Source organism: Hydrogenophilus thiooxidans, from assembly GCF_019049855.1.
In the GTDB taxonomy this organism is placed as follows: domain Bacteria; phylum Pseudomonadota; class Gammaproteobacteria; order Burkholderiales; family Rhodocyclaceae; genus Hydrogenophilus; species Hydrogenophilus thiooxidans.
This window is the reverse complement of the sequence record NZ_JAHLSY010000003.1, coordinates 64637-79850: the sequence shown is the minus strand read 5'-3', so window position 1 is coordinate 79850 and position 15214 is coordinate 64637. Positions and strand designations below refer to the sequence as shown.

Genomic DNA, 15214 nt, shown 5'->3' with positions numbered 1-15214 from the left:
GCCCGCAACTGAGCATCGAAGCGCCCCCCCATGCCGAGTGGGTGGCGTTCGTCACGTTGTTCACCAAAGAGGTGCTCCGTTTTTGGAAGGTGGCGTTACAGACGATTGCGGCGCCGGTGCTCAATGCGCTGCTTTTTTTGCTGATTTTCAGTAACGTGCTCGATCGCCACGTCACCACGTACGGAGAGGTGGCCTATACCACTTTTCTGATTCCGGGGCTTGTGATCATGAGCGTGATGCAAAACGCTTTTGCGAACAGCAGTTCGTCGCTGATCCAGAGCCGGATCACCGGCAACCTGGTCTTCATTCTGCTTGCGCCGCTCTCGAATGCCACTTTTTTCTGGGGGTACGCACTGGCCGCGACGGTACGGGGCGTGGTGGTCGGCGCTGCGGTGTTGCTCATCACCGCACCGTTCGTCGCCTTGCCATTGGCCGAACCGCTGTGGGCGCTCACGTTCGCGTGCGTGAGCGCGCTCCTCATGGGGTCTTTCGGCATCATCGCCGGAATCTGGTCAGAAAAGTTCGACCACCTTGCGGCGTTTCAGAATTTTTTGGTGATGCCGCTCACGATGCTCTCCGGCGTCTTCTATTCCGTTGCGGCGCTGCCACCCTTTTGGCAGCAAGTGAGCCATCTCAACCCCTTTTTCTTTCTGATCGACGGGTTTCGCTACGGCTTTTTTGGGCAATCGGACACCGATCCGCGGCTGAGCCTTGCGGTTGGCTTAGTGGTGACCCTCGCGGTGATTGCATGGGCCTACCGTTGGATCGCCACGGGTTACAAACTGCGGCAGTGAATGGGAACCACAGGGGATAGGAGCAAAGCAGGATGATCGATGCGTCAGTGATCCAAGCGCGCATCCAGGCAGCGATGCCCGATGCGATCGTCAAAGTGGTGAGCGACGACAACGTCCATTTCACCGCGCTCGTGGTTTCGTCGGCATTCGAAGGGAAACGGCGCGTGGCGCAACATCAGTTGGTCTATCAGGCGATCGGCCCCGAACTGGGGAACGAGATCCACGCGCTGCAATTGACCACGCTGACCCCAGCGGAGTGGCAGGCGCAAAACGGTGCTGCGGAGTAGTACTGTGGCCAAACTCCGTATTGTCGGTGGCAAACGCCTGGAGGGCGAAATCGCCTGTTCGGGCGCGAAGAATGCGGTGTTGCCGATGCTCTGCGCCGCGCTGCTCACCGCAGAGCCGGTGACGATCACTGGGGTTCCGGCGCTCAACGATGTCGAAACGCTCTTGAAGCTCTTGGCGCGCATTGGGGTAACCGTCTCGCGCGACGGGGATGCCGTGACCTTGTGCGCAGCAACCATCGCTGCACCGGTGGCACCCTACGAGCTGGTGAAGACGATGCGCGCGTCGATCCTGGTGCTTGGGCCGCTCCTGGCGCGCGTGGGGGAGGCCGAAGTGAGTTTGCCCGGCGGCTGCGCGATCGGCGCGCGCCCGGTCGATCAGCACCTGAAGGGGCTAGCCGCGATGGGCGCGGAGGTGCATGTGGTGCATGGCAACATCCATGCCCGCGCGGCGCGCCTAACTGGGGCGCGGATCGTCCCTGACGTGGTCACCGTGACCGGTACGGAAAACCTCTTGATGGCTGCGGTGCTCGCTGACGGCGTCACGGTGATCGAAAACGCGGCGCGCGAACCGGAAGTGGCCGATTTGGCGAACCTCTTGGTGGCGATGGGCGCGAAAATCTCGGGAATCGGGAGTGACACCCTGGTGGTGGAAGGGGTCGAACGGCTGCACGGCGCGACCTACCGGGTGATGAGCGACCGCATCGAAGCGGGAACCTACCTTTGCGCCGCGGCGATCACGGGGGGGGAGATCGTGCTCCGCAACGCACCCGTTACGGCGCTCGATGCCGTGGTCGCGAAGCTTCGCGAAGCAGGGTGCGCGATCCGGTGTGGCGACGACTGGATTGCGCTCACGGCGCCAACGCGCCTCAAAGCGGTCGATATCCGCACCGCCCCGTACCCGGGTTTCCCTACCGACATGCAAGCGCAATTCATGGCGCTCGACACGGTGGCGCAGGGTAGCGCAGTGATTCGCGAAACGATTTTCGAAAACCGCTTCATGCACGCGGTGGAGTTGCAGCGCCTGGGCGCAAACATCCATATCGACGGGGCAACCGCGGTCGTCACTGGCGTCGACCGCCTGGAAGGGGCCGAGGTGATGGCCACCGACCTGCGCGCTTCTGCGGGACTGGTGGTTGCCGGGTTGGTTGCGGAAGGAGAGACGGTGATTGACCGCATCTACCACCTCGATCGCGGTTATGAACGGCTCGAAACGAAATTGCAGGCGTTGGGTGCCGAGGTGGCGCGTCTGACCGAGGATGGCCGCGAAATCGGCTAAAATCCCGGCATGGAAACGATCACGCTGGCCCTGTCCAAAGGGCGAATTTTCGAAGAGACGGTGCCACTGTTGGCCGCAGCGGGTATCACCCCTGCCTGTGATCCCGAAGCGTCGCGCCAGCTCATCATCCCTACGAATTTGCCGCACGTGCGGCTCTTGATCGTGCGCGCTACCGACGTACCCACGTACGTCCAGTACGGTGGTGCCGATCTGGGCATCGCAGGCAAGGATGTGCTGCTCGAACACGGCGGGGAGGGGCTCTACCAACTGCTCGACTTGGGTATTGCCCAATGCCGGCTCTGTGTGGCGGTGCCGCGCACGTTCGATTACGCGCAGGCTGTGCGGTTGGGTAGCCGGATTCGGGTGGCGACGAAATATCTCAAGAGCGCCCGTGCCCACTTTGCCGCGAAAGGGGTGCATGTCGACCTGATCAAACTCTATGGCTCGATGGAACTGGCGCCACTCGTGGGGCTAGCGGACGCGATCGTCGACCTCGTGTCCACGGGCGCGACGCTGCGCGCCAATGGTCTCGTCGAAGTGGAGACCATTGCGGCGATCTCGAGCCGCCTGGTGGTCAATCAGGCGGCACTCAAAGTGAAACGTGCGCTCCTGCAGCCGCTGATCGACGTTTTCGAGGAGAAGAGCCGTGACCGAATCGCCCAATGAGTTCGTCGTACCCGAGGTGCGTCGGCTCGACGCGACCCAAGCCGATTTTCTTGCGACGCTCGACGTGCTGCTCACGCTGGAGAGCGACACCGATCGCGCGATCGTCGAGCGGGTCGACGAGATCCTGCGCGCGGTGCGTGCCACCGGGGATGCCGCCGTGCTCGAATACACCCGCCGCTTCGACGGGCTCGACGCGCTCGCGATGGTTGAACTCGAGCTGCCACGTACCGAATGGGAAGCGGCATGGCGCGCGTTGAGCGACGCGCAGCGGGCGGCGCTCGAAGTGGCCGCGGAACGGATACGCCGCTACCACGAACGGCAGAAAGCCGAAGGGTGGATGGTCGAAGAGGCCGACGGAACGCGCTTGGGGCTCAAGGTGACACCGCTCGATCGCGTCGGGCTCTACGTGCCGGGTGGACGCGCCGCGTACCCGAGTTCGGTATTGATGAACGCGATTCCGGCGAAAGTGGCTGGTGTTTCCGAATTGATCATGGTGACCCCCACGCCGCACGGCGAACGCAACCCGCTCGTGCTCGCGGCGGCCTATCTTGCGGGAGTCGATCGGGTCTTCACGATCGGTGGTGCGCAGGCGGTGGCGGCGCTGGCGTATGGCACGCAGACGATCCCGCAGGTCGACAAGATCGTCGGCCCCGGGAACGCTTACGTTGCCGAAGCGAAACGGCGCGTTTTCGGGGTGGTGGGGATCGATATGATCGCCGGGCCGTCGGAGGTGTTGATCCTGAACGATGGTTCCGGCAACCCCGACTGGGTGGCGATGGACCTCTTCGCCCAAGCCGAACACGACGAACTCGCGCAAGCCATTTTGGTGAGCACCGATCGCGCGTTCCTTGAGCGCGTTCAGGAATCGATCGCGCGGTTGTTGCCCCAGCAACCGCGCCGGGCGATCATCGCGCAGTCGCTCGCGAATCGCGGCGCATTGATCTACGCGCCCAACCGTGCGGCGGCGATCGCGATCGCCAACCGGGTGGCGCCCGAACACCTTGAGCTCGCCGTCGAAGACCCCGAAGCCTGGGAACCGGAGATCCGCCACGCCGGCGCGATCTTCCTCGGCCATTGGTCGGTGGAAGCGTTCGGGGATTACTGCGCGGGGCCCAACCACGTACTGCCGACGATGCGCAGCGCTCGTTTTTCCTCACCCTTGGGCGTTTGGGACTTTCAAAAACGCACCAGTCTCCTTGCAGTCTCGCGCGAAGGAGCCGCGAAGCTCGCGCCGATCGCCGGGTTGCTCGCCGACGGGGAAGGGCTTGCCGCGCACGCCGCATCGGCGCGGTTCCGGGGCTAACGTGTTCGAACGGCGTGCTGGGCGCACTGTGGCACCGCGCCGCATTGCGCGGTGGTGGTGCGCCTTTGCACTGTTGCTCTGCACCGCCGGGGTTGCGTTCGCAGGCGGTGCGAAAGGTTCCGAAACGATCGCGCCCGAAGGGGCAGCCGGGCGGCAGCTTCGTCCGTCTGCCAGTGCCGATCGTGCCATCGCGGTGACCGCGCACCCGTTGGCGACCGAGGCCGCACTTGAAATGCTGCGTCGCGGGGGGAGTGCGGTAGACGCAGCCATCGCGGCACAGCTCGTCTTGAACGTCGTCGAACCGCAATCCTCGGGAATCGGCGGCGGAGGATTTCTCCTCTTTTTCGATCCGAGCACGGAGCAGGTGCACGCCTACGACGGGCGGGAGACCGCACCGCTCGCAAGCCGCGCCGATCGGTTTCTGGATGCGGACGGCAAGCCGCTTCCCTTTTTCGCTGCGGTGGATAGCGGCTTGTCGGTTGGGGTACCCGGATTGCTGCGGATGCTCGAAGCGGCGCACCGCGCGCACGGGAATTTGTCCTGGGCCGAACTCTTTGCGCCTGCGATACGCATCGCCCGGGAGGGATTTGCGATCTCGCCGCGCCTGCATGCGCTGATCGCCCGCAACGTCGAGCGTATTCGCGCCCGCGGCGAAACGGTCTCTCGTCTCTTTTTGACCGCAGAAGGCGATCCGAAGCCGGTGGGCGCCCGGCTGAAAAATCCGGAGCTCGCGGCAACGCTCGAAGCGATCGCAACGCACGGCGCGGATGCGTTCTACCACGGGGCGATTGCGCGCGCGATCGTCACCCGCATCGCCCAAGACCCGCGCCCGGGACTGATGACCGAAAATGACTTGGCAGCGTATCGCAGTGTGGTGCGCCAAGCGGTTTGCGCCACCTACCGCGCGCGCTTTCGGATCTGCGGCATGCCGCCGCCCAGCTCCGGCGGCGTTACGGTGTTGCAAACGTTGAAACTGCTGGAGCGGTTCGATCTGGCTGCGTTGTCGCCCGATTCTCCCGAGGCGATCCATTTGGTCAGCGAAGCGTACCGCTTGGCGTTCGCCGACCGCGAACGGTACGTGGCCGATCCCGATTTCGTCGCGGTGCCCGTCCGGGGGCTACTCGATTCGGGCTATTTGGCAGAACGGGCGCAGTTGATCGATCGCGAGCGCACGCTCGGTACCCCTGTCGCCGGACAGCCGCCGGGAGTGACGGACGAAACGGTGTGGGGAAGAGGAGAAACGGTGCCGTTTCCGTCGACCACCCACCTGTCGATCATCGATGGCGCCGGACGGGCGGTGGCGCTCACCAGTTCGATCGAACACGCGTTCGGCAGCCTGCTGATGGTCGAAGGGTTTTTGCTCAACAACCAACTCACCGATTTTGCGTTTCGTCCTGTCGACGAAAACGGGTGGCCGGTGGCGAACCGCGTCGCGGGCGGCAAGCGCCCGCGCAGTTCGATGGCTCCCACGATGGTATTCGATGCCAACACCGGCGATCTGCTCGCGGTGCTGGGGTCACCGGGAGGTAGCGCGATCATCCACTACGTGACGCAGACGCTCATCGGCCTCATCGACTGGCGTCTGCCGCTTTCCGACGCGATCGAACAGCCGCACTTCGACGCGCAGCGCAGCGCCACCACCTGGGTGGAAGCAGGCACGGTGCTCGATACGCCTGAGGTAGCCGCGGCGCTCACCGCGAAAGGGCATCAGGTGCGGGCGCGCGAGATGGCGAGCGGCATTCACGCGATCGTTCGCACGGCGCCACTGCGCGACGGCACGCCTGCCCCATTGGCGAATGGGCTTAGGGGAGGGCGCTGGCTGGGGGCGGCCGATTCGCGGCGCGAAGGGGTAGCGGCGGGGTTTTAGGTTGAAACGGCGTAGCGTTTCTCCATGAACGATTCGGCACCCGAACACGAACCCACTTCCCGACCGCAATCGTTGGTTGAGCTGTTTGTGACGTTCACCGTCCTGGCGCTCCAAGGTTTCGGTGGTGTTCTGGCCGTTGCGCAGCGGGAGTTGGTGGATCGCAAGCGCTGGTTACGCCGCGAGGCGTTCCTCGAGCTCTATTCGGTTGCCCAAGTGCTGCCCGGGCCGAACGTCGTCAATCTGGCGTTGATGCTTGGTGATCGTTTCTTCGGTTGGCCAGGCGCGCTCGCGGCGCTTGCCGGGATGTTGACCGCGCCAATCGCCATCGTTTTGACCCTTGCCGCCAGCTACCAGCAGTTTGCCGATTTGCCCATGGTGGCGGGCGCACTGCGCGGTATGGGAGCGGTCGCGGCAGGCTTGATGATCGCGATGGCGATCAAGCTCATTGCCGCATTACGCCGAAACCCATTGGGTCGCGGTGTGACGTTGCTTTTGGTCGGGGTCACGGTGGCGCTGGTGGCGGTGTGGCACGTGCCTCTGGTTTGGGTCGTGCTCTTCGTTGGCGGAACCGGATGGGGGATTGCGTTTTGCCAGCTCGCGCGCCAAGAAACGGGGAAGAATCGAGAGTGAATGGACTCTCAGCGGCAGATCTCTTCGACCTGCTCGGCCATTTTTTGTTGCTTTCGCTGCTTTCGATCGGGGGCGCGATGTCTGCGGCGCCTGAGATGCACCGCTATTTCGTCGTCGAGCGCGGCTGGCTCGACGAGACCGGGTTCGTGACCTCGATCGCGTTGGCGCAAGCCGCGCCAGGCCCGAACGTCACGTTCGTTGCCGTGGTCGGATATCAGATCGCTGGGCTCGTGGGTGCGCTCGCCGCATTGTGCGGCATTTTGCTGCCCTCGACACTGCTTTCCTTGCGAGTCAGCCGTTGGCTGCGCACCCACCGAACGTCCGTGGGGGTACAAGCCTTCACCGCAGGTTTGGCGCCGATGACCGTGGGGCTTCTTCTGGCTACCAGTTGGGTGTTACTCAAACCCTTCCTGGATGGCGCAGAAACGGTTCCATGGGGTCCAATCCTTCTGATTGCCGTGACGGTTTGGTGCATGCTCCGCACCCGACTGGCCCCGATCTGGTTGATTTTGATGGGCGGGTTGGTCGGTGCGTTGGGTTATGGGTGAGCGTCATCGTGCTCAAGCGTAGCAGTAGGACGATCGGGGGTTAGTTGCATAAGCTATGCAGACCTTTTGCTCATTACCGCAACGCTACCTGACTCCCAGCGGCTTGACCGTTGGCTGCGCGGCTTTGGCAGTGAGGTGTGGGGCATCGAGAAGGTACCGGTAGATGATTCCGTAGCGCCCGGATGACGCAAAGCGCAGTGGTAAAATGGTTGATGGTTTGTGAGTTCAGAAATGACGCCGACCCAACCATGACGACCGCCACCGAAATCTCTTGGGACGACCTCAAAGCGATGATCCTGGGGCTTGCCGAACAGAGCAAGGAGACCGATCGCCGCATGCAAGAGACCGACTGCCGAATCCGCGCGCTCGAACGCCAGTTGGGGCGTCTGGGGAACCCCCTGGGCCAGTTCGTGCAGGACATGGTCGAGCCCGCGGTGGTGCGCCTCTTTCAAGAGCAGGGCATTCCCGTGCATCGGGTGATGCCCAACGTGCGCGCGCGTGACGACACGGGCCAAACCGTGATGGAGATCGACCTTTTGGTGATCAACGGCGACCACGCGATTGCCGTGGAGTGCAAAAGCCGCTTGACCACCGACGACGTCGACGAACACCTGGAGCGCCTTGCCCGCTTCAAAGCGGCGTTTCCCGAATTCGCCGACAAGCTCCTGCACGGGGCGGTGGCGGCGATGGGCGCGCCGGATGAGGTGGTGCGCTACGCCGAAAAACAAGGGCTTTACGTGCTCGTTCAGGCCGACGACGACGTGGTGTTGTGCAACCAGCCGGGTTTTACGCCGCGGACGTGGTGAGCATTTCCCGTACGTGTTGGAATAGAGGAACATAACCGAGCGAGCATGCGCACCCCTTACCATTACCCGGCTAAGGTGTAACGGGGTGGCTCAATGCGTGGGCGCCATAGCGAACGACGCCCCAACACGGTGCCGAGAGGCGCGCTTGCAGTGTCGCTAGGTTTTCTGCGAACGCAGCCATTTCGGGGTCGATCTGGTTGGCGATCCAACCGGCAAAAAGAAGGTCGCGCGCGGTGATCGCCTCGACGGTGAGCAGCGCGTGGTTGAGGCAGCCCAGGCGCATCCCGACCACCAAAAGCACGGGAAGGTTGAGCGCAACCGCCAGATCGGCAACCGTCGTGGTTTCTGAGAGTGGCGCGTGAAAACCGCCCACCCCTTCGACGAAGAGGAGGTCGCACTGGGCTCGAGCGTTGTCTACGGCGCGGCGAATGGTTGCGAAGTCGATCGTGACTCCTTCATGTTGCGCCGCGAGGTGCGGCGAGATCGGTTCGGCGAAGCAGTAGGGGTTGACGACGTCGCGGGGTAGCGGGACGTTGCTTGCGGCGATGAGCGCAGCGACGTCGGCATTCGCTCCGGATGCTTCGACCCCGGCAGCGATCGGTTTGAGTCCCGCAGCGCGTTTGCCTTCTGCGGCGGCTTGCCGTAACAAAATCGCGGTTACGGTGGTTTTGCCGATCTCGGTGTCGGTGCCGGTGACGAAATAGGCGGTTGCGGTCATGGCAAGGTCCTCCTCATTCAGACGCCAGGGTGAGTGCTTCCAATGCCGTTTGCGCTTCGAGCCATTGGGTTTCGGCCTCAGCGATTTGGGCGCGCAGCGCGTCGGCTTCACGGGCGACGGCGTCGGCAGCGGCGCGGTCCGAGTAAAGTGCCGGATCGGCCAGCCGCGCTTCGACTGCGTGCAGCGTAGCGGTTAGTGTTTCGATTTCTGCTTCCCATTTCGCTGCGGCTTTTTCCAAGCGCCGCTGCTCCGCTTGTGCGGCTTTTTGCGCGGCGCGGTCGGCGATGCGTTGTGCTTTGGCCGAACGGTCTGCGACGGTCGGGGCGCGGTGGGTTTGACGGCGTTGCGCCAGCCAGTTGGCGTAGGCGTCGAAGTCGCCGTCGAAAGGCACTACCCGACCATCCGCGACCAGTACGAACGCGTCGGCGGTGGCGCGCAGCAGGTAACGGTCGTGCGAAACCAGCACGACGGCGACTTCTGCCTCTTGCAGCGCGCGCGTCAATGCGTCGCGCATTTCGAGGTCGAGGTGGTTCGTGGGCTCGTCGAGCAGGAGGAGGTTCGGGCGCGTACGTAACAGCAACGCGAGCGCCAACCGCGCCTTTTCACCACCCGAAAAGGCGCGGCAGGGGGTGTCGGCTGCAGTACCGCGAAAATCGAAGCGGCCGAGAAAATCACGCAACTCTTGTTCCGGCGTCGTCGGTTCAAGGCGGATCAGGTGCTGCAGTGGCGTTTCGTTCGGTCGCAGCCGTTCCATTTGGTGCTGCGCAAAGTAGCCGATCTTGAGCTTGCGCCCTTCGGTCCGCTTGCCCGCAAGGAGCGGCAATTCGCCCGCAAGGAGTTTGATGAGTGTCGATTTTCCGGCACCGTTGGGGCCCAGCAGCGCAAGCCGGGTATCGGGGCGGATCGTGAGGTCGATACCGGTCAGTAGCCGTTTCCCGTCGTAGCCGACCGCGGCCGCTTCCAGCGTGAGCAGTGGGTCGGAGGTTCCCTCTGGTGGGAGAAAACGGAAGGTGAACGGGGAGTCGACGTGCGCCGCCTCGATCAGTTCCATGCGGGCAAGCGCCTTCAAGCGGCTTTGCGCTTGCCGCGCTTTGGTGGCTTTGGCGCGAAAGCGTTCGACGAATGCGCGCAAATGGGCGATTTCGCGCTGCTGTTTTTCGTACAGGGCTTGCTGGTGGGCCAACTGTTCGGCGCGCGTGCGTTCGAACGTGGTGAAGTTGCCGGTGTAGAGGCGAAGGGTGCCGTTTTCGAAGCTGAGGATGTGGGTCGCAACGGCATCGAGGAGTTCGCGGTCGTGCGAAATCACGAGAAGCGTGGCGGCGGATCGCTGCAGCCACGTTTCCAGCCACAACACGGCGTCGAGGTCGAGGTGGTTCGTCGGTTCGTCGAGAAGGAGCAACTCCGCGTCTGCGGCGAGTGCTCGGGCCAGGTTGAGGCGCATCCGCCATCCGCCGGAAAAGGTGGCGACGGGGCGCTGCTGCGCTGCGGGCGAAAAACCGAGCCCGTCGAGGATCTCCGCGGCGCGGGCGCGCGCGGCGTAGCCGTCGATCGCGGCGAGCGCTTCGTGGAGCTCGGCGATGCGGATGCCGTCGTGTGCGCGTTCCGCTTCCGCGAGCGCACGTTCGAGGCGACGCAATTCGGTGTTGCCATCCAGAACGTACTCGATCGCCGGGGTGTCAACGGCAGGGGTTTCCTGGGCGACGTGCGCAATCCGCCAGGTGACTGGCCATTCCAGGTCGCCATGGTCGGGGTGATGTTCGCCGCGCAGCAGCGCGAACAGAGTCGATTTGCCGCAGCCGTTGCCACCCGTGACGCCGACTTTCCAACCGGCATGGATTTGCAATGTGGCGTTTTCCACCAGGCGCTTGTCTGCGCGGCTGAAGGTGAGCGATCGCAATTGGATCATGGTCGTTGCGCCAGAATGGTCAGGATTTGGTAGGTGAGGGGGATGCCGTGGGGGCCGCGCAGCCGTTCCAGCGCGGCCGCAAGGCGGCGTGGCCGGGTGCGGTCGAAGCGCTTGGTCGTTTTCGGGGTGGCGGTTGCGCCAACACCACGAATCGAGGCGAGGAGTTCTTGTGGTGTGGCGAAGAAGAGGGGGATCGTGTGGTGCGTAGCGTGGAGGGTGCGCCACGGATGGCCGGCAAATGCCTGCCGCCAGGCGGCTTCGTCGGGAAGCGGGGCGAGCGGTGGCGGTTCGCCCAGTTCGGCAAAAGCGGTGGCGAGTTCCGGAAAGGTTCCTGCCAGCACGATGCTGATCGCGGCCCAGCCGTTTGGCGCCAGCGTGCGCACGATTTCCTGGACGACCAATACCGGTGTCGTCCACTGCCACGCGCAGTTGCTCCAGTAGAGTGCGAGCGTTTGGGTAGGGAACGGGAGCTGTTCGAGGTCGCCCACGATGGGGGTGGCCAATTCGGGCGGTAGGGTCGCGAGCAGCGCCGGAGCCGCATCCAACGCGAGGAGACGATGGTGGGGAAAACGCGCTTTGAGGTGCGGCAGGTCACGGCCCACCCCACAGCCCGCATCCAGCAACCATGGCGTTTGCGGCAACGGGGCCTCGGCTGCGGCTATCGCGGCGTCGAGCGCGGCAAAGAGTGTTGCGGCGATCTTTCGTTGGGCGACGTCGTGCTGTGCGGCGTGGCGCGCGTGCCGACCAAACGCAGCACGAACGCGCGCTTTGGGAAGTGCGGGTAGTTCCGTCGTTTCGGCATTGGGTCGGGGTTGCCAGCGTGTTGCCATCAGGTTTCGTTCACGGTTGGAGTGCCAACAATTTCTGGAGCGCTTCGGCAAGGTTTGCGAGCTGCTCCGGCTCATGGGCAGCCGAGAGCGAGATGCGTAAGCGCGCTGTGTTGGGGGGAACGGTGGGGGGGCGGATTGCTGGAACCAAGAATCCTGCGGTTTCGAGCGCCTGCGCAAGATACACGGCACGCTGACTTTCGCCGACGATGAGCGGTTGAATTGCGGTTGCCGATTCGAGTGGTGTCGCTGCTGCGGCGGGGAGGCGTTCGGTAAGGAGACGCCATTGCGCGATCAATCGGTGGAGGTGGGCCAAGCGATCGGGTTCGTTGCGGATCACGGTGATCGCTGCGTTGAGCGCTTCTGCCTGCGCAGGCGGCATCGCGGTGGTGTAGATGTGCGTGCGCGCGCTTTGGTCGAGCCAAGCAATCGCATCTTTACTCCCCAGAATCGCCGCACCGGCAACGCCCACCGCTTTGCCAAAGGTAGCGATCCAGAGCCAGTGCGCGGCTGGGGTACAGCCGAAGTGGGCGAAGGTGCCACGACCGTTGCCCAGGACACCAATACCGTGGGCGTCGTCGACGATCAACCACGCGCGGTGGCGTTCGGCAAGGGAGGCGAGCTCAGGAAGCGGCGCGATGTCGCCATCCATGCTGAAGACACCGTCGGTGACGATGATTTTGAGAGGGGCAGGGCTTTCGGCAAGCCAGCGCGCCAGCGTTTCGGTGTCCCGGTGCGGGTAGCGGCGCACGTGCGCCCCGTGGGCACGTGCAAGAAGCAGCGCGTCGATGAGCGACGCATGGACGAGCTTGTCGGCAAAAATGGCGGTCGTCGAAGGGGATTCGCTTGCGAGCATCGTCACCGCAGCCAGGTTCGCGGCGTAGCCGGAGGTGAAGAGCCGCGCCGCAGGGAAGCCAAGCCACGCGGCGAGCGCGCTTTCGAGCGTTTCGTGTGCTTCGGTATAGCCGCAGACGAGCGCCGACGCGGTGGACCCCACGCCCCAGCGCGTGGCGCCTGCCTGCCACGCTGCGATCACCGCCGGATGGTGGGCTAGCCCCAGGTAGTCGTTGCTGGCGAAATTGACCCATTGCCGATTGCGGGCATGGGCGATCCCACTCGTTGAACTGGGGGCAAAGGGGCGGTGGCGGCGTTCGAGCCCCTGCGCTCGCCGTTGCGCGAGCCATTCGGCAGGCAGTTGCCAAGGATCGTGCGCGGTCATGGCAGCGGCGGTTCCTGAGGGTGTGCCGGTTGAAAGCAGTCCGATGCGGCTGCGGTCTCGAGCACCTGCGTGAGGGTGCGCAACAACTGCGTGCCGAACCATTCGGCCAGTTCCGGCGGGGTGGCGAACGGCGGCATCACGTAGCAGGTGTTGCCAAGGGGGCGCAAGAGGAGCCCTGCCGCAAGCGCTGCTTTCGCGACCCGCGGGGCGAAATCGCCTGGGGCGTCAGGGAGGTCGAACGCAACGATCGTGCCGGTGCGGCGCAGGTGAACCCCACCCACCTGCGCGGCGACTTGAGCCATCGCCGCTTCGAACGCAGCGCCGAGCGTTTCGATCTGTGGCCAAACCTCCGGATTGTCCAAGAGGTCGAGCGTGGCGCATGCGGCGCGGCAGGCAAGCGGGTTGCCCGTGTAGGAGTGGGAATGGAGAAAGGCGCGCGTGACTTCGTCGGCAAGGAACGCGCGAAAGAGTTCGTCGCGCGCAAGCACCACCGCAAGCGGAAGCGTGCCGCCCGTGATGCCTTTGGAGAGGGTGAGGAGGTCCGGTCGGACATCCGCGTGCTCATGGGCGAAGAAACGACCGGTGCGGCCGCAGCCGACGGCGATTTCGTCGAAAATGAGAAGCACGTCGTGGCGGGTGCACAGGTCGCGCAGCGCATTCAGGAACGACGGCGGGTGCATCGCCATGCCGCCAGCGCCCTGCACGAGCGGTTCGACGATGACCGCAGCGGTTTCTGCGTGGTGTACCGCCAAGTATTCTGCGAGCGCGGCCAGCGCTTCGTCTGCGGCATGGGGACCGCGCCGCGCATCGGGCGACGGCATCATCGCCGCGGGGCGGATGAGTGGTTGGTACGCTTCGCGAAAGAGTGGGATGTCGGTCACGGCAAGCGCGCCAACCGTTTCGCCATGGTAGCCACCGGCAAAGGCGACGAAGCGGTGTTTCTCGGGGTACCCCTGGTTGCGCCAGTAGTGGGCTGCCAGCTTCAACGCGATTTCGACGGCGCTGGCGCCATCCGACGCGAAGAAGGCGTGTCCCAGCGTGCCGTCGGTTTTTGCCGCAAGCCTTTCGGCGAGTTCTACCGCTGGGGCGTGGGTGCAGCCGGCAAGGAGTACGTGGTCGAGCGTCGCGATCTGTTCGCGCACCGCGGCGACGATGTGCGGGTGGCAATGACCAAAAAGGGTGGTCCACCAAGAGCTGAATGCGTCGAAGTAGCGGTTCCCATCCGGGTCGAAGAGCCACGGCCCTTCGGCCCGCGCCACCGGTAACAGGGGAATGCGGCGTGCCGGGTCCGGGTGCAGATGACGCTGCATCTGCGTGCACGGGTGCCAGATTGCCGCTAGGGAGCGTTCGACAAGCTGGTGTGCGCTGCTCATTCCGGTTGCAGCCCCAAGCGTTCGAAGAGTGCGTTGTCGTGGGCGACGTCCGGGTTGCCGGTGGTGAGGAGCGCGTCGCCATAGAAGATCGAGTTGGCGCCGGCGTAGAAGCAGAGCGCCTGCAGTTCGTCGCTCATCGTTTTGCGACCGGCGGAGAGGCGGACGTAACTGGTCGGCATCGCCAGTCGGGCAACGGCGATGGTGCGGACGAATTCAAATGGGTCGAGCGGCGGTTGATCGCCGAGTGGGGTGCCGGGAATCGGGACGAGTTGGTTGATCGGTACCGATTCGGGCGGCGGGTCGAGATCGGCCAAGAGTGCGAGCATACTGATACGGTCTTCGCGGGTCTCACCCATGCCGATGATGCCACCACAGCAAACCTTGATCCCTGCTTTGCGTACCGCCTCCAACGTGCGCAACCGATCTTGCAGGGTATGCGTGGTGATCACTTGGTCGTAGTATTCGGGAGAGGTGTCGACGTTGTGGTTGTAGTAATCGAGCCCAGCCGCTTTGAGACGGGCCGCTTGGTCGTCGGTGAGCATCCCGAGCGTGACGCAGGTTTCGAGCCCCAGCGCTTTCACGGAGGCGATCAGTTCCGCCACCCGATCCAGGTCTTGGCCTTTGGGGCCGCGCCACGCCGCGCCCATGCAGAAACGGCTCGCACCAGCCGCTTTGGCCGCTTCGGCGCGGGCACGCACCTCGTCGACGGAGAGGAGCCGTTGCCGAGACAAACCGGTAGCTTTTTCGTAGCGTGCCGACTGCGAACAGTAGCCACAGTCTTCGGAGCAGCCGCCGGTTTTGATCGACAGCAGCGTCGAGCGTTGCACGCGGTGACCCGGAAAATGGCGGCGATGGGTTTCGTGCGCACGGTGCAGCAGGTCGAAAAACGGCAGTGAGAACCATTCGCGCAGTTGGGCTTTGCGCGTTTCGAATGCGGGTTCTGAGGTGCGGGTAGTTGCGGCGGGGGCAGACAGAACGGAGGCCATCGCATTCT

At 64.2% G+C, this 15214-nt stretch carries 15 protein-coding genes; 9 read left to right on the top strand and 6 right to left on the bottom strand.

The window, feature by feature from the left end; translation table 11 throughout:
• Positions 1–8 precede the first annotated feature (8 nt).
• The 9 genes from KUL93_RS02325 (at position 9) to KUL93_RS02285 (ending at position 8177) form a co-directional block, all read left to right on the top strand.
• A complete protein-coding gene (locus KUL93_RS02325; RefSeq protein ID WP_346731621.1) occupies positions 9–794 on the top strand; it encodes an ABC transporter permease in 786 nt (261 codons plus the stop codon).
• A gap of 32 nt (positions 795–826) precedes the next feature.
• Positions 827–1081, top strand: a complete 255-nt coding sequence (locus tag KUL93_RS02320; RefSeq protein WP_217125513.1) for a BolA family protein — start codon at positions 827–829, stop codon at positions 1079–1081.
• Between the two features lie 4 nt (positions 1082–1085).
• Complete coding sequence (murA, locus tag KUL93_RS02315) at positions 1086–2357, top strand: UDP-N-acetylglucosamine 1-carboxyvinyltransferase (protein WP_217125512.1); 1272 nt, start codon at positions 1086–1088, stop codon at positions 2355–2357.
• Between the two features lie 9 nt (positions 2358–2366).
• Positions 2367–3023 carry an ATP phosphoribosyltransferase gene (gene hisG, locus KUL93_RS02310; protein WP_217125511.1) on the top strand — a complete coding sequence of 219 codons (657 nt, stop codon included), beginning with the start codon at positions 2367–2369 and terminating at the stop codon, positions 3021–3023.
• Positions 3004–4326 carry a histidinol dehydrogenase gene (gene hisD / locus KUL93_RS02305; protein ID WP_217125510.1) on the top strand — a complete coding sequence of 441 codons (1323 nt, stop codon included), beginning with the start codon at positions 3004–3006 and terminating at the stop codon, positions 4324–4326. The genes hisG and hisD overlap by 20 nt, the downstream gene beginning before the upstream one ends.
• Positions 4327–4354: 28 nt before the next feature.
• Positions 4355–6193, top strand: coding sequence for a gamma-glutamyltransferase (gene ggt, locus KUL93_RS02300; protein ID WP_430408195.1), 1839 nt, complete (start codon positions 4355–4357; stop codon positions 6191–6193).
• 24 nt (positions 6194–6217) lie between these two features.
• Positions 6218–6823: a chromate transporter gene (locus KUL93_RS02295; RefSeq protein ID WP_119335302.1), complete on the top strand. Its 606-nt coding sequence runs from the start codon at positions 6218–6220 to the stop codon at positions 6821–6823.
• Positions 6820–7371, top strand: coding sequence for a chromate transporter (locus KUL93_RS02290; RefSeq protein ID WP_217125508.1), 552 nt, complete (start codon positions 6820–6822; stop codon positions 7369–7371). Before KUL93_RS02295 ends, KUL93_RS02290 begins: the two co-directional genes overlap by 4 nt.
• A 248-nt stretch (positions 7372–7619) precedes the next feature.
• Entirely contained in the window at positions 7620–8177 is a 558-nt protein-coding gene (locus tag KUL93_RS02285) for a hypothetical protein (protein ID WP_217125507.1), read from the top strand.
• 70 nt (positions 8178–8247) lie between these two features.
• Here KUL93_RS02285 and bioD read toward each other — a convergent pair whose 3' ends face one another.
• Genes bioD through bioB form a run of 6 tightly spaced genes read right to left on the bottom strand, consistent with a single transcriptional unit; the run spans position 8248 to position 15206 of the window.
• Positions 8248–8895, bottom strand: a complete 648-nt coding sequence (gene bioD, locus KUL93_RS02280; RefSeq protein WP_217125506.1) for a dethiobiotin synthase — start codon at positions 8893–8895, stop codon at positions 8248–8250.
• Between the two features lie 13 nt (positions 8896–8908).
• Complete coding sequence (locus KUL93_RS02275) at positions 8909–10801, bottom strand: ATP-binding cassette domain-containing protein (protein ID WP_217125505.1); 1893 nt, start codon at positions 10799–10801, stop codon at positions 8909–8911.
• Positions 10798–11631, bottom strand: a complete 834-nt coding sequence (locus KUL93_RS02270; RefSeq protein WP_217125504.1) for a methyltransferase domain-containing protein — start codon at positions 11629–11631, stop codon at positions 10798–10800. The genes KUL93_RS02275 and KUL93_RS02270 overlap by 4 nt, the downstream gene beginning before the upstream one ends.
• Before the next feature lie 10 nt (positions 11632–11641).
• Positions 11642–12847, bottom strand: coding sequence for an 8-amino-7-oxononanoate synthase (bioF, locus tag KUL93_RS02265; protein ID WP_217125503.1), 1206 nt, complete (start codon positions 12845–12847; stop codon positions 11642–11644).
• The gene (locus KUL93_RS02260) at positions 12844–14220 is read right to left on the bottom strand and encodes an adenosylmethionine--8-amino-7-oxononanoate transaminase (RefSeq protein ID WP_217125502.1); all 1377 of its coding nucleotides are present in this window, start codon (positions 14218–14220) and stop codon (positions 12844–12846) included. The genes bioF and KUL93_RS02260 overlap by 4 nt, the downstream gene beginning before the upstream one ends.
• Positions 14217–15206, bottom strand: a complete 990-nt coding sequence (gene bioB, locus KUL93_RS02255; RefSeq protein WP_217125501.1) for a biotin synthase BioB — start codon at positions 15204–15206, stop codon at positions 14217–14219. The genes KUL93_RS02260 and bioB overlap by 4 nt, the downstream gene beginning before the upstream one ends.
• Positions 15207–15214: the final 8 nt, after the last annotated feature.

Excerpts from the sequence above, each read along its gene's own strand:
- KUL93_RS02270 (WP_217125504.1), bottom strand. The coding sequence starts at position 11,631 with ATGGCAACACGCTGGCAACCCCGACCCAATGCCGAAACGACGGAACTA.
- KUL93_RS02275 (WP_217125505.1), bottom strand. The coding sequence starts at position 10,801 with ATGATCCAATTGCGATCGCTCACCTTCAGCCGCGCAGACAAGCGCCTG.
- bioD (WP_217125506.1), bottom strand. The coding sequence starts at position 8,895 with ATGACCGCAACCGCCTATTTCGTCACCGGCACCGACACCGAGATCGGC.
- bioB (WP_217125501.1), bottom strand. The coding sequence starts at position 15,206 with ATGGCCTCCGTTCTGTCTGCCCCCGCCGCAACTACCCGCACCTCAGAA.
- KUL93_RS02260 (WP_217125502.1), bottom strand. The coding sequence starts at position 14,220 with ATGAGCAGCGCACACCAGCTTGTCGAACGCTCCCTAGCGGCAATCTGG.
- hisG (WP_217125511.1), top strand. The coding sequence starts at position 2,367 with ATGGAAACGATCACGCTGGCCCTGTCCAAAGGGCGAATTTTCGAAGAG.
- KUL93_RS02285 (WP_217125507.1), top strand. The coding sequence starts at position 7,620 with ATGACGACCGCCACCGAAATCTCTTGGGACGACCTCAAAGCGATGATC.
- bioF (WP_217125503.1), bottom strand. The coding sequence starts at position 12,847 with ATGACCGCGCACGATCCTTGGCAACTGCCTGCCGAATGGCTCGCGCAA.
- KUL93_RS02320 (WP_217125513.1), top strand. The coding sequence starts at position 827 with ATGATCGATGCGTCAGTGATCCAAGCGCGCATCCAGGCAGCGATGCCC.
- KUL93_RS02295 (WP_119335302.1), top strand. The coding sequence starts at position 6,218 with ATGAACGATTCGGCACCCGAACACGAACCCACTTCCCGACCGCAATCG.